This is a genomic window from Marivirga sp., assembly GCF_035704835.1.
In the GTDB taxonomy this organism is placed as follows: Bacteria; Bacteroidota; Bacteroidia; order Cytophagales; family Cyclobacteriaceae; genus Marivirga.
Map to the genome: position 1 here is coordinate 1 of NZ_DASSWQ010000028.1, position 21,156 is coordinate 21,156.

The 21,156-nt window shown below is 34.1% G+C and carries 23 protein-coding genes; 14 read left to right on the forward strand and 9 right to left on the reverse strand.

Annotated features, from left to right (window positions below; translation table 11 throughout):
• Nucleotides 1-253: 253 nt before the first annotated feature.
• Nucleotides 254-1,000 (reverse strand): flavodoxin family protein, encoded by a 747-nt coding sequence (locus tag VFM92_RS05395; protein ID WP_325121172.1) that lies wholly within the window; start codon nucleotides 998-1,000, stop codon nucleotides 254-256.
• A 259-nt stretch (nucleotides 1,001-1,259) separates the two neighbouring features.
• A complete protein-coding gene (locus VFM92_RS05400; protein WP_325121173.1) occupies nucleotides 1,260-1,580 on the reverse strand; it encodes a tetratricopeptide repeat protein in 321 nt (106 codons plus the stop codon).
• A 132-nt stretch (nucleotides 1,581-1,712) separates the two neighbouring features.
• Here VFM92_RS05400 and VFM92_RS05405 point away from each other — a divergent pair, with 132 nt between their 5' ends.
• From VFM92_RS05405 to VFM92_RS05435, 7 genes are all read left to right on the forward strand, one after another.
• Entirely contained in the window at nucleotides 1,713-2,450 is a 738-nt protein-coding gene (locus VFM92_RS05405) for an electron transfer flavoprotein subunit beta/FixA family protein (RefSeq protein ID WP_325121174.1), read from the forward strand.
• 48 nt (nucleotides 2,451-2,498) lie between these two features.
• Nucleotides 2,499-3,455 (forward strand): electron transfer flavoprotein subunit alpha/FixB family protein, encoded by a 957-nt coding sequence (locus VFM92_RS05410; RefSeq protein WP_325121194.1) that lies wholly within the window; start codon nucleotides 2,499-2,501, stop codon nucleotides 3,453-3,455.
• A 9-nt stretch (nucleotides 3,456-3,464) separates the two neighbouring features.
• On the forward strand, nucleotides 3,465-4,085 hold the full coding sequence (locus VFM92_RS05415) for a bifunctional nuclease family protein (RefSeq protein ID WP_325121175.1): 621 nt from the start codon (nucleotides 3,465-3,467) through the stop codon (nucleotides 4,083-4,085).
• A gap of 452 nt (nucleotides 4,086-4,537) precedes the next feature.
• A complete protein-coding gene (locus VFM92_RS05420) occupies nucleotides 4,538-5,956 on the forward strand; it encodes a CCA tRNA nucleotidyltransferase (RefSeq protein WP_325121176.1) in 1,419 nt (472 codons plus the stop codon).
• A 52-nt stretch (nucleotides 5,957-6,008) separates the two neighbouring features.
• Complete coding sequence (locus VFM92_RS05425; protein ID WP_325121177.1) at nucleotides 6,009-6,707, forward strand: hypothetical protein; 699 nt, start codon at nucleotides 6,009-6,011, stop codon at nucleotides 6,705-6,707.
• A 49-nt stretch (nucleotides 6,708-6,756) separates the two neighbouring features.
• Nucleotides 6,757-7,620: a substrate-binding periplasmic protein gene (locus VFM92_RS05430; protein WP_325121178.1), complete on the forward strand. Its 864-nt coding sequence runs from the start codon at nucleotides 6,757-6,759 to the stop codon at nucleotides 7,618-7,620.
• Between the two features lie 16 nt (nucleotides 7,621-7,636).
• The gene (locus VFM92_RS05435; RefSeq protein ID WP_325121179.1) at nucleotides 7,637-8,146 is read left to right on the forward strand and encodes a hypothetical protein; all 510 of its coding nucleotides are present in this window, start codon (nucleotides 7,637-7,639) and stop codon (nucleotides 8,144-8,146) included.
• 71 nt (nucleotides 8,147-8,217) lie between these two features.
• Here VFM92_RS05435 and VFM92_RS05440 read toward each other — a convergent pair whose 3' ends face one another.
• Nucleotides 8,218-8,622 (reverse strand): OsmC family protein, encoded by a 405-nt coding sequence (locus tag VFM92_RS05440; protein ID WP_325121180.1) that lies wholly within the window; start codon nucleotides 8,620-8,622, stop codon nucleotides 8,218-8,220.
• Nucleotides 8,623-8,760: 138 nt separating this feature from the next.
• On the opposite strand from VFM92_RS05440, the gene VFM92_RS05445 reads away from it, so the two are divergent.
• Entirely contained in the window at nucleotides 8,761-10,749 is a 1,989-nt protein-coding gene (locus VFM92_RS05445) for an alpha-amylase family glycosyl hydrolase (RefSeq protein ID WP_325121181.1), read from the forward strand.
• 81 nt (nucleotides 10,750-10,830) lie between these two features.
• Complete coding sequence (locus VFM92_RS05450; RefSeq protein ID WP_325121182.1) at nucleotides 10,831-11,460, forward strand: FecR family protein; 630 nt, start codon at nucleotides 10,831-10,833, stop codon at nucleotides 11,458-11,460.
• 81 nt (nucleotides 11,461-11,541) lie between these two features.
• Here VFM92_RS05450 and VFM92_RS05455 read toward each other — a convergent pair whose 3' ends face one another.
• Nucleotides 11,542-11,994: a KTSC domain-containing protein gene (locus tag VFM92_RS05455; RefSeq protein WP_325121183.1), complete on the reverse strand. Its 453-nt coding sequence runs from the start codon at nucleotides 11,992-11,994 to the stop codon at nucleotides 11,542-11,544.
• A gap of 248 nt (nucleotides 11,995-12,242) precedes the next feature.
• Here VFM92_RS05455 and VFM92_RS05460 point away from each other — a divergent pair, with 248 nt between their 5' ends.
• A complete protein-coding gene (locus tag VFM92_RS05460) occupies nucleotides 12,243-12,677 on the forward strand; it encodes a MarR family transcriptional regulator (RefSeq protein ID WP_325121184.1) in 435 nt (144 codons plus the stop codon).
• A gap of 31 nt (nucleotides 12,678-12,708) precedes the next feature.
• Here VFM92_RS05460 and ggt read toward each other — a convergent pair whose 3' ends face one another.
• On the reverse strand, nucleotides 12,709-14,385 hold the full coding sequence (gene ggt / locus VFM92_RS05465; protein ID WP_325121185.1) for a gamma-glutamyltransferase: 1,677 nt from the start codon (nucleotides 14,383-14,385) through the stop codon (nucleotides 12,709-12,711).
• Nucleotides 14,386-14,838: 453 nt separating this feature from the next.
• Here ggt and VFM92_RS05470 point away from each other — a divergent pair, with 453 nt between their 5' ends.
• From VFM92_RS05470 to VFM92_RS05480, 3 genes are all read left to right on the forward strand, one after another.
• Nucleotides 14,839-16,098: a hypothetical protein gene (locus VFM92_RS05470; RefSeq protein WP_325121186.1), complete on the forward strand. Its 1,260-nt coding sequence runs from the start codon at nucleotides 14,839-14,841 to the stop codon at nucleotides 16,096-16,098.
• Nucleotides 16,099-16,397: 299 nt separating this feature from the next.
• Complete coding sequence (locus tag VFM92_RS05475) at nucleotides 16,398-16,628, forward strand: hypothetical protein (protein WP_325121187.1); 231 nt, start codon at nucleotides 16,398-16,400, stop codon at nucleotides 16,626-16,628.
• Complete coding sequence (locus VFM92_RS05480; RefSeq protein WP_325121188.1) at nucleotides 16,619-16,891, forward strand: hypothetical protein; 273 nt, start codon at nucleotides 16,619-16,621, stop codon at nucleotides 16,889-16,891. The genes VFM92_RS05475 and VFM92_RS05480 overlap by 10 nt, the downstream gene beginning before the upstream one ends.
• A 232-nt stretch (nucleotides 16,892-17,123) precedes the next feature.
• Here VFM92_RS05480 and VFM92_RS05485 read toward each other — a convergent pair whose 3' ends face one another.
• Together VFM92_RS05485 and VFM92_RS05490 are read right to left on the reverse strand one after the other, a co-directional pair.
• On the reverse strand, nucleotides 17,124-17,624 hold the full coding sequence (locus VFM92_RS05485) for a GNAT family N-acetyltransferase (protein ID WP_325121189.1): 501 nt from the start codon (nucleotides 17,622-17,624) through the stop codon (nucleotides 17,124-17,126).
• A gap of 171 nt (nucleotides 17,625-17,795) precedes the next feature.
• Nucleotides 17,796-18,425 (reverse strand): hypothetical protein, encoded by a 630-nt coding sequence (locus VFM92_RS05490; protein WP_325121190.1) that lies wholly within the window; start codon nucleotides 18,423-18,425, stop codon nucleotides 17,796-17,798.
• A gap of 676 nt (nucleotides 18,426-19,101) precedes the next feature.
• Here VFM92_RS05490 and VFM92_RS05495 point away from each other — a divergent pair.
• A complete protein-coding gene (locus VFM92_RS05495; protein ID WP_325121191.1) occupies nucleotides 19,102-19,944 on the forward strand; it encodes a hypothetical protein in 843 nt (280 codons plus the stop codon).
• Between the two features lie 66 nt (nucleotides 19,945-20,010).
• Here VFM92_RS05495 and VFM92_RS05500 read toward each other — a convergent pair whose 3' ends face one another.
• Both VFM92_RS05500 and VFM92_RS05505 read right to left on the reverse strand, forming a co-directional pair.
• Entirely contained in the window at nucleotides 20,011-20,730 is a 720-nt protein-coding gene (locus VFM92_RS05500) for a LytTR family DNA-binding domain-containing protein (protein ID WP_325121192.1), read from the reverse strand.
• Nucleotides 20,702-21,013, reverse strand: coding sequence for a hypothetical protein (locus VFM92_RS05505; RefSeq protein WP_325121193.1), 312 nt, complete (start codon nucleotides 21,011-21,013; stop codon nucleotides 20,702-20,704). Before VFM92_RS05505 ends, VFM92_RS05500 begins: the two co-directional genes overlap by 29 nt.
• Between the last annotated feature and the right edge of the window lie 143 nt (nucleotides 21,014-21,156).

Here is a 21,156-nt window from a genome sequence, read left to right on the forward strand (position 1 = left end):
GTAAAAAATGGACTCAGCCTATTAGAAACTGGGGAGTAATACTTAACAGTTTTCTTATTATATTTGAAGATAGGGTCAGATTAAATGAATCTTAACCCTATCTTCAAAATTTTTAGTTACACACTTTTTGGGATAGTGTCAAATTAGATAAAGTAGACCGCTTTTTTTATTTACAGTAATTCCATCAGCATCAGTCTAATATAATAACCATTATTTTTTATCTATTAGTCTATAATCTTTGATCTCAAAAAATCTATCTATACTCAGGATTTGGATGGTCTTTATCAGTTCTTGCTTCCCATTCCGTAGCCTGATTTCCGTAAGCAGGGATTCCGTTTTGGTCGTGCAGCATTTTAGCCATGTGCATTAAATTCCAGGTCATAAAAGTGGTGTTTTTGTTAGTGAAATCATTCTCAGGGCCTCCACTTCCCTCATCCATATAGGATTTACCTGGTCCTGCTTCACCTATCCATCCAGCATCAACTTGTGGAGGAATTACATAGCCCAGATGCTGTAAACTATATAAAGTATTCATGGCCACATGTTTGATGCCATCTTCATTTCCAGTAACTAAACATCCGCCAACTTTGCCATAATAAGCATATTGTCCTTGCTCGTTGGTTTTTCCTGAGAATGCATACAATCTTTCAATTACCTGACTGGCAACGGAAGACTTTTCACCCAACCAAATAGGAGTTCCAATCACCAAAATATTGGCATTCATCACTTTTTGCTGAATTGCAGGCCATTCATCTTTGTCCCAGCCGTGCTCGGTCATATTTGGATACACACCAAAGGCAATGTCATGGTCAACCGCTCTGATAATATCCACATGTATTCCATTTTCCTTCATGATTTGCGCAGACATGCTAATCAGCCCAGAAGTATGAGATTTTTCGGGTGATTTCTTTAAAGTGCAATTGATAAAAACTGCTTTCAATCCACTAAAATCTGTTTGGTTTTCTTTATTGAGTTTTGACTGGTAGTTGCTTAATTTCATGGCTCTTATTTTAGATTTCTTGAAAAAATGTTCATGAGATTATACATGTACTGATTTTAACTCTATCTATCAGTTTAAAGTTATGGATTTACAGATTGAGCTTTTGAGGTCTATGAATTTAATTGGAATGAAGCTATTATAGGTAAAATTAAATTTCCAAATTGATTTGCATCGATTATTGGCTTTAATTGTCGCAAAAAATACAATGAATAGAAGTCTTAAATCTAGAATCTAGACTCTAGATTCTAATCTCTAGCATCTAATCCTCAAACTGAAAATTCGTATAAGCATTCTGCAACTCCCTCAGCGCATGATGTTCTCCATTTTTTTGGGCAGTAGCTATTCCTTTTTGGTAGATTTCATCTGCTTTATCTCTGTCAAAGAATTCAGCGTACAAAGCAGCTGCATGATAATAGGTGCCGATATAGTTTTCGTGCTTCTCAATTAGTTCATCGAAAAGTTCTTTAGCTTTGGCTGGGACATCTTCTTTATATTCCGTAGCCAAAGCATAGATTAAAAAGGGGTCATTGGGAGATTCTTCTCTAAATTTTTGAAGTTGAGCTATTCTATCTTCATTCATTAGTCGGATTCAATTTTTATTTTTTTCAATTATACTTAACTTCGGGCTTTAATATCAGTTATACTTTATAAATCTTCAAATGTCTTTAACAAAAAGTGTTTTAGACAAGGAACCATAAACTCAATATATTTTATGAAAATATTAGTTTGCATAACGCATGTGCCGGATACTACGGCAAAGATTTCCTTTACGGACGATAACACAAAATTTAAATCAGACGGAGTACAATTCATCATTGGCCCATATGATGATTACGCTTTAGCAAGAGCAGTTGAATTGAAAGAAGCTTCAGGCGGTACAGTTACTGTCTTAAATGTAGGAAAAGCTGAAACCGAACCAACTATAAGAAAAGCATTGGCTATTGGAGCTGATGATGCCATCAGAATTGATGCTGAGCCAACCGATTCATTTTTCGTGGCAGAACAAATTGCTAACCATGCTAAAGATGCCGGTTATGATTTAATCATGATGGGAAGAGAATCCATAGACTTCAACGGTGGCATGGTACACGGAATGGTAGGTGAATTATTAGGCTTACCCGCTATCTCTCCGGTAATGAAATTGGATATCGAAGGCCAAACTGCCAAGCTGGCTCGTGAGATTGAAGGTGGAAAAGAATATTTAGAATTAGAATTGCCTTTCATCGCAGGTTGTCAAGAGCCGATTGCTGAGTGGAAAATTCCTAACATGAGAGGAATCATGTCAGCAAGAAGCAAGAAATTGGATGTAGTAGCTCCTTCAGATGCTTCTGAAGCAGTTAAATTACAGAAATATGAAATGCCGCCTGCTAAAGGGGATGTGAAAATGATTGATGCCGACAATGTAGAAGAGTTGGTAAAATTGTTGAAAAACGAGGCTAAGGTTATATAATAACTAAACAGCCAATTAATCATTGTTGAACGAAATTATATGAAAGAAATGTCAATATTAGTATTTATAGAACACGCAGAAGGCGAAATTAAAAAATCATCTTTAGAAGCAGTATCTTATGCTGCTGCTATGGGAGAGGATGTGACTGCAATCGCTTTAGGTCCAGTAGATGAATCAGTTTTGAAAGGAGCTGGAAAAGCTGGAGCGTCAAAAGTTTTACATGCTGCAGACGCGAAATTGGAAAAAGGTTTAATCCTTCCTTACGCAAAAGTTATTGCGCAGGCAATGGAAAAAGTAGGTGCAAAAACTTTAGTACTTGCTAAATCATCATTGGGTGACCCAGTTGCAGCAAGAATTGCCGCTAAATTAAAAGCTGGTTTTGTTTCCAACGTAGCAGATTTGCCAGATACATCAAGCGGATTTACTGTGAAAAGAAGTATTTATACAGGTAAAGCTTTTGCAAATGTGGAAATGACCACAGAAACAAAGATTATCGGAATCAAGAAAAATGCTGTAGAAATGAAAGAAGATGGTGGAGATGCTTCAGTTGAAGCTTTCGAACCAACTTTTGATGATTCAGATTTTGCAGTGAAAATCACTTCTCAGGACAAACAAGAAGGTGAAATCCTATTGCCAGAAGCAGAAATTGTTGTTTCAGGTGGTAGAGGAATGAAAGGTCCTGAAAACTGGGGAATGATAGAAGATTTAGCTAAAACACTCGGTGCAGCTACAGGCTGTTCAAAACCAGTTTCAGATATCGGATGGAGACCTCATCATGAGCACGTAGGACAAACAGGGGTTAAAGTATCTCCACAGTTGTACGTTGCAATAGGTATATCTGGTGCCATTCAACATTTAGCGGGTGTGAATTCTTCCAAATATATTTTAGTAATCAACAAAGATGAAGAAGCTCCGTTCTTCTCAGCAGCAGATTATGGTATTGTAGGAGATGCTTTTGAAGTAGTTCCTAAGTTAACAGAAGCTCTTAAAAAAGCACAAAACTAAAATTCACTTGTGGATAAAATCAAATTAGAAATATTAGGTTTATCGTCTAGTCAGTCGCAATCTGGTTCGTTCGCTCTTGTTTTGGGTGAGGCGCCTGGTAGCAGAAGATTACCGATTATCATCGGTATGTTCGAAGCGCAAGCTATTGCTATCGAAATAGAAAAGATTGTGCCCAATAGGCCTATGACGCACGATTTATTCAAATCCTTTGCGCACAGTTTTAATTACGCGGTAAAAGAAATTGTGATTTCGGATTTGAAAGAAGGTGTATTTTTTGCCAAAATTGTTTGTGATAACGGCATGGAAACAGTAGAAATAGACAGCAGGCCTTCTGATGCAATTGCAATAGGAATTCGTTTTGATGCACCTATTTATACCTATGAAAAAATCATGTCTGAGGCTGGAATTGTGCTATCAGATGAAAAAGAAGATGAAGATATTTCTGAGTTGAAAAAACCAGTAGAAAGATCCTCTACACCTGGACCGTCTAGTCCCACATCAAAATCCGATTTCGATAAATTGAAAAATATGCCGATGGATAAATTGAATACATTGCTAGACAAAATGATCCAGAGTGAGGACTATGAAAAAGCTGCTAAAATCCGCGATGAAATAAATAGAAGGAATTAAGAGGTTTATTCTTTAATTATTTAATAGATAGCTTTGCTTTTACTGGTGAAGCTATTTTTTTTATTGAAACGAAGTTTCAATAGGGCAAGATTCCTGCCTCCGCAGGAATGACGATCTTATCTATTTCAGTGAATGAATGGATTTTTTCCAATCTTAAATTGTTGTGATGCTCTAATTTGTTTACTGCAATAGAATTTCTGTGAGTCATTCCTTTGAAGAAAGGAATCTATCCATTTTAATCTTTGATTAAAATATAATCATGGCTTACACCTACTCTCAAATTAAATCACATCAAATAATCTCTAAAAAAGTATAATTAAAGCTTAAAATACTTCCCAATTTCGTCCTCTTATCATCAAATTATACTAAATTTACAATCGCTTAATACGAATCTATTTTTTATTCTATTGAGTAAGTCAATACTTGGTAAAACCATCATCTAAGTAGTAATAATGAATTTCTCTGCACTTCTTGCACAGCACCCTGTTTTTGAGTTAGTTAAAAAAAGCGCCCATTCTTTGGGGATTGAAGCCTATGTAGTAGGTGGTTATGTTCGTGATTTAATTTTAAAAAGACCTTCTAAAGACATTGATTTTGTATGTGTAGGGAGCGGAATAGAATTGGCAAAAGAAGTGGCCGCTAACATTGGTTCGAATAAGAAATTTCAGGTTTTTAAAAACTTCGGAACTGCAAGTATTCATCATGGTGAATGGGAGTTAGAATTTGTAGGCGCCAGAAAAGAATCCTATCAAAGAGATAGCCGCAAGCCAGTAGTAGAGGAGGGGACTCTGGAGGACGACCAGAATAGAAGAGATTTCACCATAAATGCGCTAGCAATTAGCTTAAATGAAATTAACTACGGTGCTTTAATCGATCCTTTTGGTGGAGTAAAAGACTTGAAGAAAAAGCTTATTAAAACTCCTTTAGATCCTGATATTACTTTTTCTGATGATCCTTTGAGAATGATGAGAGCAATTCGCTTTGCGGCTCAATTAAATTTTGATATCGCTCCCACAGCATTTGACAGCATTATAAAAAATGCAGAACGCTTAAAAATTATTTCTTCAGAGCGCATTACAGATGAACTGAATAAAATCATCATGACTGAAAAGCCTTCATATGGTTTTAAGTTGCTTTATCATGCGCAATTGCTAGATAAATTCTTTCCGGAAATGATGGAATTGCAAGGTGTGGAGGAAAAGAATGGCTTTAAGCACAAGGATAATTTTTATCACACGCTTCAAGTTTTGGATAATACTGCTGAATATGGAGGAGACCTTTGGCTCAGATGGGCTGCAATTTTACATGATATTGCAAAGCCTGAAACCAAAAGATTTAATCCTAAGCAAGGCTGGACATTTCATGGTCATGAAGATAAAGGGGCACGAATGGTACCCAAGATTTTCAAGCGAATGAAATTACCTTTAAACGAAAAAATGAAGTATGTACAAAAATTGGTATTGCTTCATTTGAGGCCGATTCCCCTGGTTCGAGATAATATAACAGATACTGCGGTCCGTAGATTGCTTTTTGAAGCGGGTGATAATATAGAAGATTTGATGACCCTTTGCCGTGCAGATGTCACCTCAAAAAACATGAATAAGGTGAAACAATTCCGCGCTAATTTTGATAAGGTCGAGCAAAAAATGAAAGAAGTCGAGGAAAATGATCAAGTTAGAAATTTTCAGCCACCAGTAAGCGGAGAAGATATCATGAAAGCTTTTAATTTAACACCTTGCAAAGAAATCGGACTTATTAAAAGTGAAATAAAAGAAGCTATTTTGGATGGTAAAATTCAAAACAACCGAGATGAAGCTTATGATTATATGTTGGAAATTGCAAGGAATCTGGGTCTTCAAAAAGTAGAATAATCTTAATGTTAAAATAATTGGTATGATTTTAGACAACAATAAATTTTTAAATATGAAAAGATTGAAATATTCGAAAGCATTAATTCTTACAGTGGTTTTGGTAGTAATAGGTTTGCAATCTAATCTATATGGCCAAAATGAAGAGGCCATAAAACGAGCGAAGCAGAAATATTTTAGCTCCATCAGATATAATGATTTTGGTGTAGCTACCAATGCCATTTATGATTTGATGACGCTTGAGCCAAACAATGCATCCTACCTGGACTCTTTGGCTTTTCTTTATTATGAATCTAATCGATTTGCTTCCGCTGCTTTAGTATCTAATGATATTTTAAGATTCTCACCGAACAATAAATTAGTATTGCAGGTAGGCGCTAAAAGTTTAGAGAAAATAGGTGCTATAGATCAATCATTAAAAATGTACGAGAAACTATATACATTGACTGATGATCCTTATACTTTATACGAAATAATTCAAAAACAATATTTTATGAAAATGTATGCTGATGCCAAAATCAATTCAGAGTTGCTTTTAGGTAAACCGGTGGTTGATAGAGCAACAGTTTATGCCCAAAATGAGAATGGAAATGAAATAGAAATTCCTTTTAGAGCAGCAATATTAAATATGCAAGGTTTAATCGAACGAGCTCAAGGCAATGAAGATTCTGCAAAAAAATATTTTAATAATGCATTAAAAATAGCTCCTGAATATGCTTTGGCTAAAGAAAATTTGAATCCTAAGAAGGAATAGTTTTATTTAAGTATCGATTCAAAAGTGTTAAAATTATAAATTGAATAATATGAAATTTTTAAAATGGACTTTTGTGTTAGTTTTATCCATGATAACTGGCACGCTATTATCCCAAAGTTTATCTGGCGATAATTATGAAACTGCCAAGAACAATGGAAAGGGAACGGTAACTTTCACTTATGTAGAAACTCCTGGTTTTGTGTATAAAGATCAAAGTGGAAAGTTAACAGGTGTTTGTGTAGATATCATGAATGATTTCCTTCAATATGTAAGGACTAATCATGGAATTAACTTGAACGCTCGTTTTTTGGGTAATGGAAGCAGTTTTAGTGCAATGTATAATGGCGTTAAAAATGGAAAAAATGGTGTTTTTGGACTTGGAAACATTACTGTGACTGAAGCCAGAAAGAATGAAATTTTATTTAGCCCTCCTTTTATCACAAACTTTGCTATTTTGGTGACACATAGCAGCGTACCAACTCTTGAATCGATGAGTGAAATTACTCAAAAGTTTAATGGGTTTACTGCTTATACAGCCAAGGGTACACTAAATGAAAAACGTATCAATAAATTAAAATCAGATTATTATCCTGACTTAGAAATAAGTTATGTGAATTCAAGTCCTGACGTTCTGGAAAAAATTCTAAATGATAAAAACTCTTTTTCATATTTAGATTTAGCCTTTTACTTATCTGCTGTAAAGGAAAGAAAGCCATTACAACGACATAAAGTTGGAGATGAGGGGTCTGAAGAATTTGCTTACATTATGCCACAATCAAGTGATTGGCAACCAATTATTGAAGAATTTTTCAATGCAAATGGTGGTTATAAAAACACAACAGCCTATAAAAAAATCCTAGTAGACCATTTGGGACTATCTGCAGTAAAGCTTTTAGATTCTGCTGCAGAATAATAATCTGAAAAATTTCATGGATAAAAAATCGGATTATAAATATTGGGAATCATTTTTTCAATCTTTGCAGATGACCTATTATGGTTTATTAGCAGTGCCCTTATTTCTTTTTGCAATTGTTTTTCTAAGATCAGAAAATGGTAATGCTAAAGTAATTGGTATCCCATATGAGATGGAAGATACTGTTGCAGGAATTACAGTAATCTTAGCAATAATTGAAATTGTCTTTCTTCATTTACTAGCTGCAAGGCAATATAAGTCAGCATCTCAGATGGATGATTTGATTGCTAAAATGAGAAAATATCGCAGTGCTACTATGATTAAATACGTTGGTTTAGCCATATATCAAATCATTACTATAGCAGTTTTTGCGATGACTTATCACAAAGGAATGATGGGACTATTTACTGGCTTACTACTATACAGTTCTTTTTTTAGGCCAGAAATACAAAATGCCAGACGAGATTTAAAATTGAGTAAAGAAGAATATCAAAAAATTAATTATAAAACAGGATTGGTAACTTAAAATTAAAAGCTGTCTCAAAAGTCTTCCTTGCAAAGAAATGGATAAATATTGGCTTTTGAGGCAGCTCCTATTTACAGTTCTTTTACGACTACTTCGTAAGTAGCTTTTACATTCAAAGTCCCTGAAACTGAGCAATATTTACCAGCAGCCAATTCTACTAGTTTCATAAACTCATCAGCTTTTAGATTACTGGAAGTCGCAGTGAAAATCATATGAATGCGCTCATAAGATCTTGGATTTTCTTCTCTTCGCTGCCCTATTGTTTCTACTTGTAAATCTATCAGTTCTTTTCTTCTTTTCTTGATCATTTCCACTAAATCAACTGATGCGCAAGAGGCCAGAGCAGCCAAAAGACTTTCCATAGGAGAGAAGTAGTCTTTGCTTTTGGCATCATACATATCAATGTTTAAGATATTGCCCGATTCGTTTTTGCTCTCATATTCTTTAGGCGCCAACATATTTGTGATTATCCTCATTTCTTTTTCTTTAAATTTTGCAGCAAATCGCAAATCTACAATCTTATAAATAAATTAGTAACCTTATAACTTATATTTTCATTCCCTGTAAGATTCCATTATCTTTTCCTAATTTTAGAAAAGCCTAAATTTCCGATAATGTTACAATTAATTAAAGACGACCCTTGGTTAGCCCCCTACGAAAATGATATTCAAAATCGATTTGATTATTTCAAATCGGAAATGGATAGAATTAATGGTGTTTTCGGAAGTCTTACCAGTTACGCATCCCGACATCAGGAATTGGGTTTTCAAAAAACCAAAAAAGGCTTTTCCTATAAAGAATGGGCGCCTGCAGCTCAAGCTTTAGCATTAGTTGGTGATTTCAACAATTGGGATGAAAATGCACATTCTATGCAGAAGAATGAAGCTGGAATTTGGGAAGTAGAAATTAAGAATGAAGATGGCTTGAGACATCTTTCATTGGTTAAAGTGCGAGTTACTTCAGCTAATGGAAAGCATGACAGAATTCCAGCTTATATAAAATATACCACTCAAAATACCGATAATCATGAATTTACGGGAAGAATTTGGCAGCCAGAAAAAGCATTTAAATGGACGGACAGTAAATTCAATTTAGGTGATATTAAAAACCCAGTGATTTACGAATGCCATCCCGGAATGGCGCAGGAAAAAGAAGGAGTGGGCACCTTTCAGGAATTCGAAAAAAATATTTTACCGAGAATAAAAGCTTTAGGGTATAATTGTATTCAATTGATGGCAGTAGCAGAACATCCTTATTATGGTTCATTTGGTTATCATGTAGCTAATTTCTTTGCCCCTTCATCTCGTTTTGGAACTCCAGATGATTTAAAAACTTTAGTCAATGCAGCGCATGAAATGGGAATTGCAGTCATTATGGATGTAGTACATTCTCATTCTGTAAAGAATTTTTCTGAAGGCTTAAATGACTTTGACGGAAGTGGAAGTCAATATTTCCACCATGGATGCAGAGGCTATCATTCCGGCTGGGATTCCAAGTTATTTAATTATGGAAAAGAAGAGGTTTCTCGTTTTTTGCTTTCAAATCTGAAGTATTGGATGGAAGAGTTTCATTTTGATGGGTTCCGATTTGATGGCGTAACCTCTATGCTTTACCACCATCATGGTGAACATACAAATTTTGATCATTACGATAAATATTTTAAAGAAGGAGTGGATTGGGATGCCGTTCGGTATTTGCAATTAGCGAATAAGTTAATTCATGAAATTAAACCGAGTGCCATCAGTATAGCAGAAGATATGAGCGGAATGCCAGGCACTTGTCAAGACATTGAGGAAGGCGGCTTAGGCTTTGATTATCGATTAGGAATGGGAATACCCGATAATTGGATTAAATGGCTCAAACATAAGCAAGATGAAGAATGGAGCATGCAGGAAATCTGGAATGTCCTCAGTAATAGAAGATATGGAGAAAAAACAGTGGCTTATGCAGAATCCCATGATCAGGCGATGGTTGGCGATAAAACATTAGCATTTTGGCTGATGGATAAGGAAATGTACTGGCATATGGCCAAAGAAGATGATAATTTGATTATCGATAGAGGAATTGCTTTGCATAAAATGATTCGTTTAGTAACGGCTTCAGCTGGTGGAGAAGCTTACTTGAATTTTATAGGAAATGAGTTTGGCCATCCTGAATGGATGGATTTTCCCAGAGAGGGCAATGATTGGAGTTATAAATACGCCAGAAGGCAATGGTCTTTGGTCGATAATAAAGAATTGAAATATCATTATCTTAATGATTTTGAAGCATCAATGCTCAAGGTCTTGAAATCTGAAAATGTACTGCAATCGCCACCGGCCAATTTGTTAAATATAGACGAAACCAATAAAGTTCTGATTTTTGAAAGAGCAGATTTAATTTTTGTGTTCAATTTTCATCCCAATAATTCAGTTCCGGACTATGAGTTTTGGGTTCCAAAAGGAGGGGAGTTTCACTATTTATTGAATAGCGATGATGCAAAATTTGGCGGTCATGAAAGAATTGATCAATTAACAATTCATGAGACTTTTAAAAAGGAGGGAGGTGATTTCATGAAAATTTACTGTGTAAACCGCGCTGCTCTAGTCCTGAAACGAACATAATTATCACTAGTTTGAACAAGAGTTAGTCCATCAATTTTTGCTTTTCTATTATCTTTGCAGCAATAACTAAATAAAATACAAATGAAAAGTCAATACGTTTTTTCTCTTATTGCATTTTTTGCACTCTTCAGTTCTTGTTCAAAGGAAAAAATATCGACTGCTGATAATTATGAGGTAGTCGAGTTACCAGATGGAAGCATCATTTTTCTAAATCATTATTCAGAATTAGAGTATATCGAGGCTTTTAATCAGCGTAAAGTTGCTATTTCAGGTGAGTGTTATTTTTCAGTAGAAACGGCAGATAAACCGTTCACTGTAATAGGTAAATTAGGTGAGGTAGAAGTTCTAGGTACCGAATTTAGCGTAAAATCTAACACTGAAGATATGGAAGTAGAAGTGGAAGAAGGCAGCGTAAACTTTAGAGTTGGTGATAAATCAAAAAATATTATAGCAGGAGAAATGGCTTCTTACCAAAAAGGATCGAATTCTATTGAAACAGGCAAAGCTTCTCTGGATTTTAAAAAATGGATGGCCAAATTACGAATTGAATTCAAACGATTGGATAAAGAAATACAAGAAGGGGCAGAAGGATTGAAAGAAAAGCTCAATAGTAAATCAGAAGAAATTGAAAAGGAAGCTAAAAAAATCGGAGAAGAACTCGATGAAGTAGGGGAGCAAATCGGTAAAAGTTTTAAGAAAATTACGGATTAGAACATAAAATAGGTTTTTCCAATAGTACTCAATAACAACCAAAAAGTACTATTGGAAAAAGCATCAAAAAATCAGATTTAGTTACTCAGCCATCTCCATAGCTTTCTTTGATTTTCTGTAAAGGAAGTTGTGAAAGATATTTCTTTTGGCATAACGATACGGTTTATCAGAATTTACCAATTTGGAATAAACATTTTTATTAACACCAAAATACTCATAAGTGGTACCATCAAGGAAGGAAATCTCTAATAATAAACCTTTATGTCTAAAATCTAGAATGCCCGATTCCGTAGTGGTTTTATTATATTCAGCTAGTTTAGCTTCTTTAGTTTCAGGAGCTATACTAATAAGGAAATGATAGCCATCAATTATTTGCTGACTTTTGATTTCGGCTTCTTCAGCCCTAGGGTCATTGGCCTGAAATTTATCAGGATGCCATTCTTTTACTAAATTTCTATAAGTTGCTTTTAATTGCTTAAGGTCAATAGGACCTTCTACATTAAATAATTTTTTGTATTCGTTAATACGCTTCATAAAGGTAATTTCAATTGGAGCGCAAAGGTACTCAATAAATATTCATAAATGCTTAAAGTAGAAGAATATAGATTTTTATGTTTCAAGTGTCGTTTTCATTCAAAACTATTTATTTCAAATAATAACTATTGCTTTGAAATGCTTGAATGTAAAACCACATTTTTCAATTTGGGTGATTCCATTCTTTCTAAAAACTTGCTAAAATCTAAAACAATAACTTATTTTGATTGTCATACTAATAATTAATTATGCAAGAAGCTCAAAAGTATAGTAGATATTCATTTTTATTAGATCAAACAGCTCGAAGAGTAAAGCAATATGCTAAGCAGAGATTTAGAGAGCTGGGTTGGACTATTACTATCGACCAATGGGCAGTGCTTAAGCAGTTATATGATAAGGGTGATTTGAATCAAAGGGAATTAGCCACCAATACTTTCAAGGATCATCCCACTATGACTCGAATAATTGATTTATTGAAAGTCAAAAACCTGATTGAAAGAAAATCACATCCTACGGATAGAAGAAGTTTTATAATTGCTTTAACTTTTGAAGGAAGAGCAATGGTGGAAGATTGTCTGCCCGAAGTACAGAAAATCAGAATGAAAGCTTGGGAAAATCTGTCAGATGAGGATTTTCAAGAGTTTAAAAGAATTTTAGAAAGTATTTACAAGAATCTATCTTAAAAGAATTTTAGTATTTATTTGAATTTGTCATTTAGTATGAAGCGACACCTCCATCAGGACTTCCGCTATCAGCAGCACCTTCCATGTATCCTGTATCTGAATAAAATTTAATCCCCATCAATCTCCCCATAAAGCTACGCACTTGAAGCTCATGTCCCATCTCTTCTAAAGATTTTAAAGTCTCCGGAGCCATTTTGTATTCCTCATAAATAATTTGATCAGGCAGCCATTGATGATGAATTTTTGGAGCTTCGATTGCTGGTGCCATCGGAAAATCATAAACTAATGTTGCTAATATGGTTTGAAAAACTGTATTAATTATGGTTCTTCCTCCGGGGCTACCAATTACTAAAAAGGGTTGATTATTTTTCATGACAATAAACGGACTCATGCTGGAAAGCATTCTTTTACCGGGCTCAATGGTATTTGCGGTTGTTCCAATTTGTCCGCTATTGGTAGTTTTCCCCGGCACAGCATTGAAATCTCCCATTTCATTATTCAATAAAAACCCAAGCTTAGGAGATTGCATTTTTACGCCATACCCTTGTTCCAGTGTGGTAGTCATCGAGACAGCCATTCCATTTTCATCCATAACAGAAAGATGAGTAGTTTCTTGCCCTTCCGAAAAAAGTTGGATATCTGAAATTCCACTCTTACTGGCTTTTTCAAAATCAATTTCAGCTAACAGTTCTTTGGCATACGCTTTTGAGAGAAGTTTCTCTAATTCAGGAATTTCAACAAAATCCATATCCCCTAGGTATTGTGCTCGGTGCTTAAAGGCTTTTCGCATGATTTCAGCTAAAATATGATAATATTGAACAGAACCCATTTTAGGTGTATAATCCAGATGTGACCACATATTCATCATTTGACTGATGGCCACTCCTCCCGAGCTTGGCAAAGGCATACCATATAAATCATAATTATTAAAAGTGGAATGAATGGGTTTTCGTTCGATAGCTTGATATTTTTCTAAATCTTCCAAGGTCAAAATACCTCCTTGTGAATCTATATAATCTACCAAGGTTTCAGCCACCTTTCCTTCGTAAAACCCTTTTTTACCTTCTTTTTGAATCTCTTTTAAAGTTTCTGCTAAGGCAGGTTGTTGCCAATATTCTCCGAAGCCTACTAATCTACCATCTCGCTTAATGAAACTCTGCATTTCAGGATATTGATCTGGGTTTTGTGCGAAATTGTAGAAATCCTCAGCTAAGGATTTTGGTAATGGAAAACCAAATTCTGCTAATTGTATTGCTCGTTCTAATAACTTTTCCCAAGATATTTGACCATATTTCTGATGTGCATCAAAGAGACCAGCTACCGTTCCGGGCACCCCAATAGCCAAAGCTGAATTATGATTACCACCAGATTTCAAATTTCCATTCTCGTCTAAAAACATATCTTTTGTGGAGGCTAAAGGAGCCTTTTCTCGAAAATCAAAAGTAGTGACTTCTCCATTTCCACTATGGATGACCATAAAACCGCCCCCACCAAGATTTCCTGCAAAAGGCCAGGTTACCGCCAAGGTAAATGCCGTTGCAATTGAAGCATCCACTGCATTCCCACCGTCTTTTATAATTTCTAATCCAGCTTGAGATGCATAAGTGGACGCACTGGCTACCATGCCATTTTTTCCATAATGATTTTGGGAAAGGGTGACAGAGAAATTTAAAAATGAAAGAATTAAAAAAAATAATAAACTTCTCATTGGTGATTTGATTTTTTTCAGCTTGAAGATAATTAAAATTTGGCTATGTGTTAAAGTGAAAGCTAGTATTTAGTCACTTTTAAAGTACATTATTTTTATTTAAAGAAATTTTTATTAAATACTTGCATAAAAGCTATGTCTTATTTTTGGAAATATCGATTGCCGTTTCTACAATATAGTTTTGACATTGCATAGTAAGAAAATTTGTATTTTATTGATTTCAATCTACTAAAACTAACTCATAGTTTGTCTTTACTTTTTACAAGTGAATTAATTGAATAGGTGGTTTCCTGCACTTTACTTCATAATAGGTTTTTTACCATCATCCTGCCTAGATGATTTGTTTTTAAATTTACACTTCATAATGCTCGGAATCATTTTAAATTATTTTAATGCATCTAGATTAGATGCAATTGATTTTATTTTTATTCATTTTTATGAAAAAATTATTTCATGCGAAGCTTTTTAACTTTTCTTTTAATCTTAAGTGTTTCATCTCTCAAGGCACAAACTTATCAATCCCATTTTCAAGAAGCATCCTCAGCATATAAAGCAAATGACTATTCACAAATGTTGGTGGAAATGAAGAATGCCCATAGGCTACGACCACAGCATCAAACGCTTATTTATTATTTAGCCATAGCACATTCATTAAATAACAATATTGATTCCGCCAATTATTGGTTAAGAAAAGTCGTCAGCATTGATGCCAAAAATTATGATTTAGAAAGAGGTGATTTTAATAAATTAAAAAACACCCAAGCATATAAAGATTTATCTGCCTACCAATTGGAAATGATGAAAACCATCATTAACTCAGATACAGCTTTTGTGATAAATGACCAAACACTGCATATCGAAGATGTTGCTTATAATCCTTTTCAAAATAGTTATTTATTGAGCAGTATCAACAAAAGAAATATTTACTCATTTACAGGTGAGGGATTGAAAACGGTTTTTGAAAAGTCCTTTCCATTTGCTATTACTGGAATGACTATTCAGGACAGTATACTTTGGTTTGCTGGTGCTGGTTTTTTAGAGGCAGGATTGGATCAAAATGATTCAAATTTAGAGAAATCTAAATTGTATAAAGCGAATTTGAAAAATGGTGTTTTGTTAGATAGTATCTCGGTTGAAGATAATCAAAATCATATTTTTGGTGATGTGGTCTTATCCGTGCATGGAAGGGTATTAGTTTCAGATAGTAAGGCGAATATAATTTACAGGCTTGATAAAGGAAAATTAGTAAAATGGATCAGCACGGATAAAATCTTATCCTTACAAGGAATAGCACAGATCGGTGAAAAGGTGTTTTTGGCCGATTATAGTCAAGGGTTGTTTTTATTTGATACGGTGCAGAATAGCATGCAGAAAATTGAAACCCAACCTGACTTAGCATTAAAAGGGATTGATGGGTTATATGCCTATAAAAATGGTTTAATTGCTATTCAAAATGGTGTAACTCCAAATCGTATAACCTATTTGCAATTCAATGAAGATTATGACAAAGTGAGGAGTTTTGAATACCTTGAAAAGAACCATCCTGCTATGGGCGAGCCAACTTTGGGTTTTATCCAAAACGATTCATTATTTTATGTAGCTAATAGTTTCTGGGGATTTAATAAGGAGGGTAACATTCAAAATGATAACGGAATTAAGCCTGTAATTCTCAATTTACCGCTGACGAATTTTTCAAGGACTTTTCGAAAATAAAATTGCAATTCTGAAAATCTCAGAGTCTTTGACTTTTGGTTAGGCTATTGGGAAGTTTATAATAGGAACGGAGATAAAATAGGTGCCAATAATATCCATCTTGTTCAAATTGGCTGTGGCATTTAAGAAAATTGGATTTCCAAAAGAGGGGGGAAGGTACCAGCCTTAGGATATATTTTAATCCATTTGCAAAGTTGATGAAAGCTTATGGCAATCAACCCATTTCTATCGATGAAATCAGTGAAAATATGCTTAAATCAATATAGTTTTGTTGATTGCAAACCATATGCCATTGCCTTGTGCTACTAACGAATTATCCAGAGTTCGGGTTCTTCTATGATGACGGATTTGTTTTGAAAGAGAGGAGAGATTGGCCACTAGATACTTATTCAAAGAAGGCAGGTAAATTATTTGTTAGGCCTCTTACTAAAAAAGATATAGACTCATTAGCAGCTTTTACTGGTTCTGCTTTAATTCCATCTGACGATACTATCATCATTGCTGAATTTCCAGAGTCCAGATGTTTTTAATACCAGAAGTGGCATGTGAATTCGATGCAAATGCAATTGAGAAATCTACCGCTAATTTAGTGATGGGAGCAATTAAAAGATATGGAAAAGGAAAAGTAGCATTCTTTACGGAGGCGGCAATGTTTACTGCCCAAATCGTTCAAGAAAAGTATAAAGTAGGATTTAATTCTCCTGTTGCACCTCAAAATATTCAATTTTTAATGAATACAATTCATTGGTTGAATAATGGCAGGTTGGTAGATAGAGTGAAAAATAAAGAGTAGGAATGAAAAGTTACTAAAGATCTTGTTTCTATATTTTATATTCTAAAAGACAAGTTTTATTCAAACTGTGCACAATCTTATTCAGTGTGGACAAAGTCTGTCCGTTTATTTTAGTCATTTTTGAATAAAGCTTGTAAATATTTTTAATGCTCATTAGAAAGTTTGAAATAATCCAAACCATCATTAATTTCGACACCAAGATTGATGTTTATGTTAGATTTTTTAATACGGTTCATTTCTCATTTTTCAAAACATAATAAGATATAGTGACTTTTTCTTTTTCATAATCACCTATATATTGAAGTCCTAGTTTCTGTAATAAGTTAATGGACTTTTGATTATCAGGTAGAGTAATGGCAATAATGTTAACGTATTTGTCTAAACTTTTTATTTTTTCAAGATACGATTTGCTTGCCTCAAATACATATCCATTTTTTTCAAATTCAGGCAATAAAGCAAAACCGATATCAGGGTACTTTTCATCTTCTCGTTTGAGAAATGTAACTACTCCAATAGCCTTCCTTGATTCTTTTAATTCGAAAACACTATAATAAAAATTAGGGTTGTCAAGTATTTTTTGGATATAATTTCTGGCATCACTGATGTCAGAAATATTTCTGTCACCAATGAATTTCAACCAGCCATCTGAATTGACCAAATCAATAATAAATTCGGCATCCTTCAAATTTATGGGTCTTATTGTTAGTCGTTCTGTTTCTATGTTTATGTACACTTCAATTACAGTTATTAATTAAATTGTAGGTAAGGCTTAGGCTAATACATATGGCAACTGAAGGGATTAATTATCACAAGAAGTAAAAATATTGACTAAACCCATCATAGTAACTGCCCGATGCTTTCATGGCTACTTTCAGCCACAATTTTTTACTTTCAAAACCTGACCTTAATTGTAAATAACTAACTCTTTAAACCTTCCTGATGATTCGTGACCAGTCCATAATGCAATTTTACCAGATTCTGGTTTAGCTAATCTATCAACGACAAATACGGGATTCTTTTCTTCATTAATGTATACCCTTACTTTTTCATTTAGAAGTTCAATTTTAGCGAAAAACCAGTCGTCTGGTGATGGTGGTGTTTTAAGTTCTCCCTCAAATTCATCGGTACGTTCTTGACGTAACTTATCCCATGTATATACCGGATGTGCGATATATTGAACCATATGGTTTTTTCTAAAAGAATCTTCCGCAACAAAGTTGAAGGGCCTAAAATAAACAGCTTCGTATGTCGAATCATTTTGGACATTAAATGCTAATCCTACAAAACTTTTTCCGGGAGCATTTTCACCTTTAATTTTTAAATTAATAGTTCCTTTTTTAAAGTGAATAGAATCTAGAATTGCTAATCCATCTCCCTCTTTTGCATCCAATTCAACGCCATCAAGTTCATATGCTGTTATTTGACGATTAATAACATCAATACTATTAGATTTTAGGTGTTTAGATAGATTAATTTCTTGTCCAAATCCATTGAGAGTTATACAGAAGGTAAGAATGAAAGCTAACTTTTTCATAATTATTATTTTTAAAGTAGTGGTGACATTTTTGCTAATAAGTTGCTATCCCTATTTTTAATATACATTATTATTACACTATTAATTTAGTGGGTTTTAGATGTTTGTTTATAGGTGTTTAAAAATAAAATCATAAGATTGATCACTTATTTTTAGTACAGTAATTCGGCATACGGGGAGATATAAATTTATTTATTAATAATGTTCCTTTTAGAAAGGAAAGACTCTGATTGCCTCATTAGTTGTATTAGGATTGATTTTTCAAGATTAAATGGAACGTTTTTTTGCACCAAACCACCATCGTAACAAATTATTTTATCTAGTTCTAATTGTTTTATCATTTCAACTGATTTCAAAGACCGTTTTAGACCTAGAGCGAACTTTAGATAAGCAATTTCTAGTTCACCGTTTTCAATGACTAAAGCATCATTTGCTATAAGTGTTTTACAACATATAAAATGAATATTATTAGCATTTTCAGAAGAAAGCTCCTGCAATGTGTGAGAATTTATTTTTAGTTACTCCCTTAATTTATAATAAAATTTATTTTTACTTTTGACTAAGTATTTGGTCATCCTTTTTATGCTGTTATTCAATGTTTTATATTAAATCTTCCATTGTTCTGTTGGTTCTTAGCTTTTGCTTACCAAGTTATATTTTATCTCAAAAGGTAAAGGTGAGTCTTTTCCAAAGGGGTGTGATCAGCACTTCTAAAAATGAATTCAACCCCACCTTAACTGCAGATGGAAAAACGCTTTATATTGTCCATTCTTTGCCAGGATTTAAAGAATCAAAGATTATGGTGTCTCAATTTGTAAAGGATAAATGGACAATTCCTGAGCCAGTTAGTTTTTCGGATACCCGATATCGGGATTCAGATCCATGCATAACACCAGATGGCAAAATACTTTTTTTTATTTCAAACCGTCCCACGGATGGAAGTGAAACGGCAAAAGTAGATTATGACATATGGAAAGCGGAGTTAATTAATGGTAACTGGTCAAAACTAATTCCTATTAAAGAAGTGAATTCCTCTCAAATGGAATTGGGAGTGGAATACAGCAATGGAATTTTATATTTTAATTCCACCAGAGGAGGGCAAGCAACTTCTTCAGATATTTATTATAGCATCTTAGAAAATGGCGTTTTTTCCGAACCAATAAATATTGGTGCCCCAATTAACACATCAAAATTTGAGGCAGATCCAGTAATATCTACCGATGGAAATTACCTCGTTTACTCTGCCTGGGACAGAACTGAAGGTAGGGGTCAAGGCGATCTTTATGTAAGCAAAAAAACTGAAGATGGTTGGTCTGAGGCAGTAAATTTAGGAGATGAGATTAATTCAAGCGCTTTTGAATTTACTCCATTCTTTTCTTACGATGGAAAATATTTATTCTTTACTTCTGATATTCAGGATAAAACTTCCTCAAAAAAAGATAAAGAAATATTAAACGGCCAATTTAATGTTTACAGAGTTTCTGTGAAAAAGCTTTTTAAAAGTCTCTCATTAATTTGAAATCATCTTCTACAGCTATATCCTAAATCCAATTCAGCAGGATGTAAACAGTCTATTCCAATTTTATCATTCCAGTTTACGCTGCACCTCTAGTTTGTACAACCTTCCGATGGGTAATTCTTTTTCCTTTACTTCCAAATGATTTTGCGAGAAGGACTGGATTTTATCCACCGAAACCATGTAAGAACGATGTATTCGCAAAAATTTCTCTTCTGGCAACATCTGTTCCAAAGCCTGCATGGTTTGTTTAACAATTAAAACCTTAGCAGCTGTAAAAATTTTAACATAATCTTTGAGGCTTTCTATATAATATATTTCGTTGAGTCTGACCTTCACCATTTTCCGATCTACCCTAAAATAGTAGTAAGCTTCTTCCGAGGCTGGCAGTTCTTTATTTAATTGCTTAGAGTTGGGAGATACATTAGAAGATAAATCCTGCCGGATTACTTTTTGAACAGCTTTCATGAAACGCTCAAAAGATATAGGCTTCAATAAATAATCAATTGCATCCAGCTCATAACCATCCAGTGCATATTCACGATGGGCAGTTGTAAATATTACTTTAGGTGGGTGCCTTAAAGATTTGATAAAATCAGTCCCCAATAGCTGTGGCATTTGAATATCCAGAAAAAGAAGATCTATAGTTTGCTGCTGTAGCACCTGAAATGCATTTATAGCATTTGCACATTCAGCCACAACTTCCAGATTTGGAAAGGCCGATATATGTGTTTTTAGTACTTGTAGAGCAGGTGGCTCATCATCTACTAACATGCACCTGATTTTCATGGCCTACAGCGTTTAATGTGTTATTTGAAAATAATATTGTATTGATTTTTTCTACCTGAAGTTGAATTTTTAAGTTTACGATAAACAAATCTTCTTCTTCCGTAATCACTAGTTCATGTTGTGAAGGATAAAGCAATTCCAGTCGCTTTCGAACATTTTGTAAGCCAATTCCTCCTTTAGCGTTGTTTTTGCTTGTAAAAGACACTCGACTATTAACAAGTTTAAAATGAACACTTTCTTCTTGTATCTTCAAATCCAAATGAATCCAGGCTTGGTCAAGCATTTCGTGGCTGTTGCACAACTACCTTTTATAAAAGTTAAAATTACGACTCATTTCTGGATAATTTCTGTTTTGAAGTCCTGTTATAGATAGAGACTTCCGATACACTGAAAAAACAGATAAGAATTGACTTATTTTATTGTTAA

What these genes read in the sequence shown, in the direction of transcription:
- VFM92_RS05450 (WP_325121182.1), top strand. Translation starts at nt 10,831, where the DNA reads ATGAAAAGTCAATACGTTTTTTCTCTTATTGCATTTTTTGCACTCTTC.
- VFM92_RS05500 (WP_325121192.1), bottom strand. Translation starts at nt 20,730, where the DNA reads ATGAAAATCAGGTGCATGTTAGTAGATGATGAGCCACCTGCTCTACAA.
- VFM92_RS05400 (WP_325121173.1), bottom strand. Translation starts at nt 1,580, where the DNA reads ATGAATGAAGATAGAATAGCTCAACTTCAAAAATTTAGAGAAGAATCT.
- VFM92_RS05455 (WP_325121183.1), bottom strand. Translation starts at nt 11,994, where the DNA reads ATGAAGCGTATTAACGAATACAAAAAATTATTTAATGTAGAAGGTCCT.
- VFM92_RS05425 (WP_325121177.1), top strand. Translation starts at nt 6,009, where the DNA reads ATGAAAAGATTGAAATATTCGAAAGCATTAATTCTTACAGTGGTTTTG.
- VFM92_RS05470 (WP_325121186.1), top strand. Translation starts at nt 14,839, where the DNA reads ATGCGAAGCTTTTTAACTTTTCTTTTAATCTTAAGTGTTTCATCTCTC.
- VFM92_RS05395 (WP_325121172.1), bottom strand. Translation starts at nt 1,000, where the DNA reads ATGAAATTAAGCAACTACCAGTCAAAACTCAATAAAGAAAACCAAACA.
- ggt (WP_325121185.1), bottom strand. Translation starts at nt 14,385, where the DNA reads ATGAGAAGTTTATTATTTTTTTTAATTCTTTCATTTTTAAATTTCTCT.
- VFM92_RS05445 (WP_325121181.1), top strand. Translation starts at nt 8,761, where the DNA reads ATGTTACAATTAATTAAAGACGACCCTTGGTTAGCCCCCTACGAAAAT.
- VFM92_RS05505 (WP_325121193.1), bottom strand. Translation starts at nt 21,013, where the DNA reads ATGCTTGACCAAGCCTGGATTCATTTGGATTTGAAGATACAAGAAGAA.
- VFM92_RS05430 (WP_325121178.1), top strand. Translation starts at nt 6,757, where the DNA reads ATGAAATTTTTAAAATGGACTTTTGTGTTAGTTTTATCCATGATAACT.
- VFM92_RS05480 (WP_325121188.1), top strand. Translation starts at nt 16,619, where the DNA reads ATGTTTTTAATACCAGAAGTGGCATGTGAATTCGATGCAAATGCAATT.
- VFM92_RS05490 (WP_325121190.1), bottom strand. Translation starts at nt 18,425, where the DNA reads ATGAAAAAGTTAGCTTTCATTCTTACCTTCTGTATAACTCTCAATGGA.
- VFM92_RS05410 (WP_325121194.1), top strand. Translation starts at nt 2,499, where the DNA reads ATGTCAATATTAGTATTTATAGAACACGCAGAAGGCGAAATTAAAAAA.
- VFM92_RS05420 (WP_325121176.1), top strand. Translation starts at nt 4,538, where the DNA reads ATGAATTTCTCTGCACTTCTTGCACAGCACCCTGTTTTTGAGTTAGTT.
- VFM92_RS05435 (WP_325121179.1), top strand. Translation starts at nt 7,637, where the DNA reads ATGGATAAAAAATCGGATTATAAATATTGGGAATCATTTTTTCAATCT.
- VFM92_RS05405 (WP_325121174.1), top strand. Translation starts at nt 1,713, where the DNA reads ATGAAAATATTAGTTTGCATAACGCATGTGCCGGATACTACGGCAAAG.
- VFM92_RS05460 (WP_325121184.1), top strand. Translation starts at nt 12,243, where the DNA reads ATGCAAGAAGCTCAAAAGTATAGTAGATATTCATTTTTATTAGATCAA.
- VFM92_RS05440 (WP_325121180.1), bottom strand. Translation starts at nt 8,622, where the DNA reads ATGAGGATAATCACAAATATGTTGGCGCCTAAAGAATATGAGAGCAAA.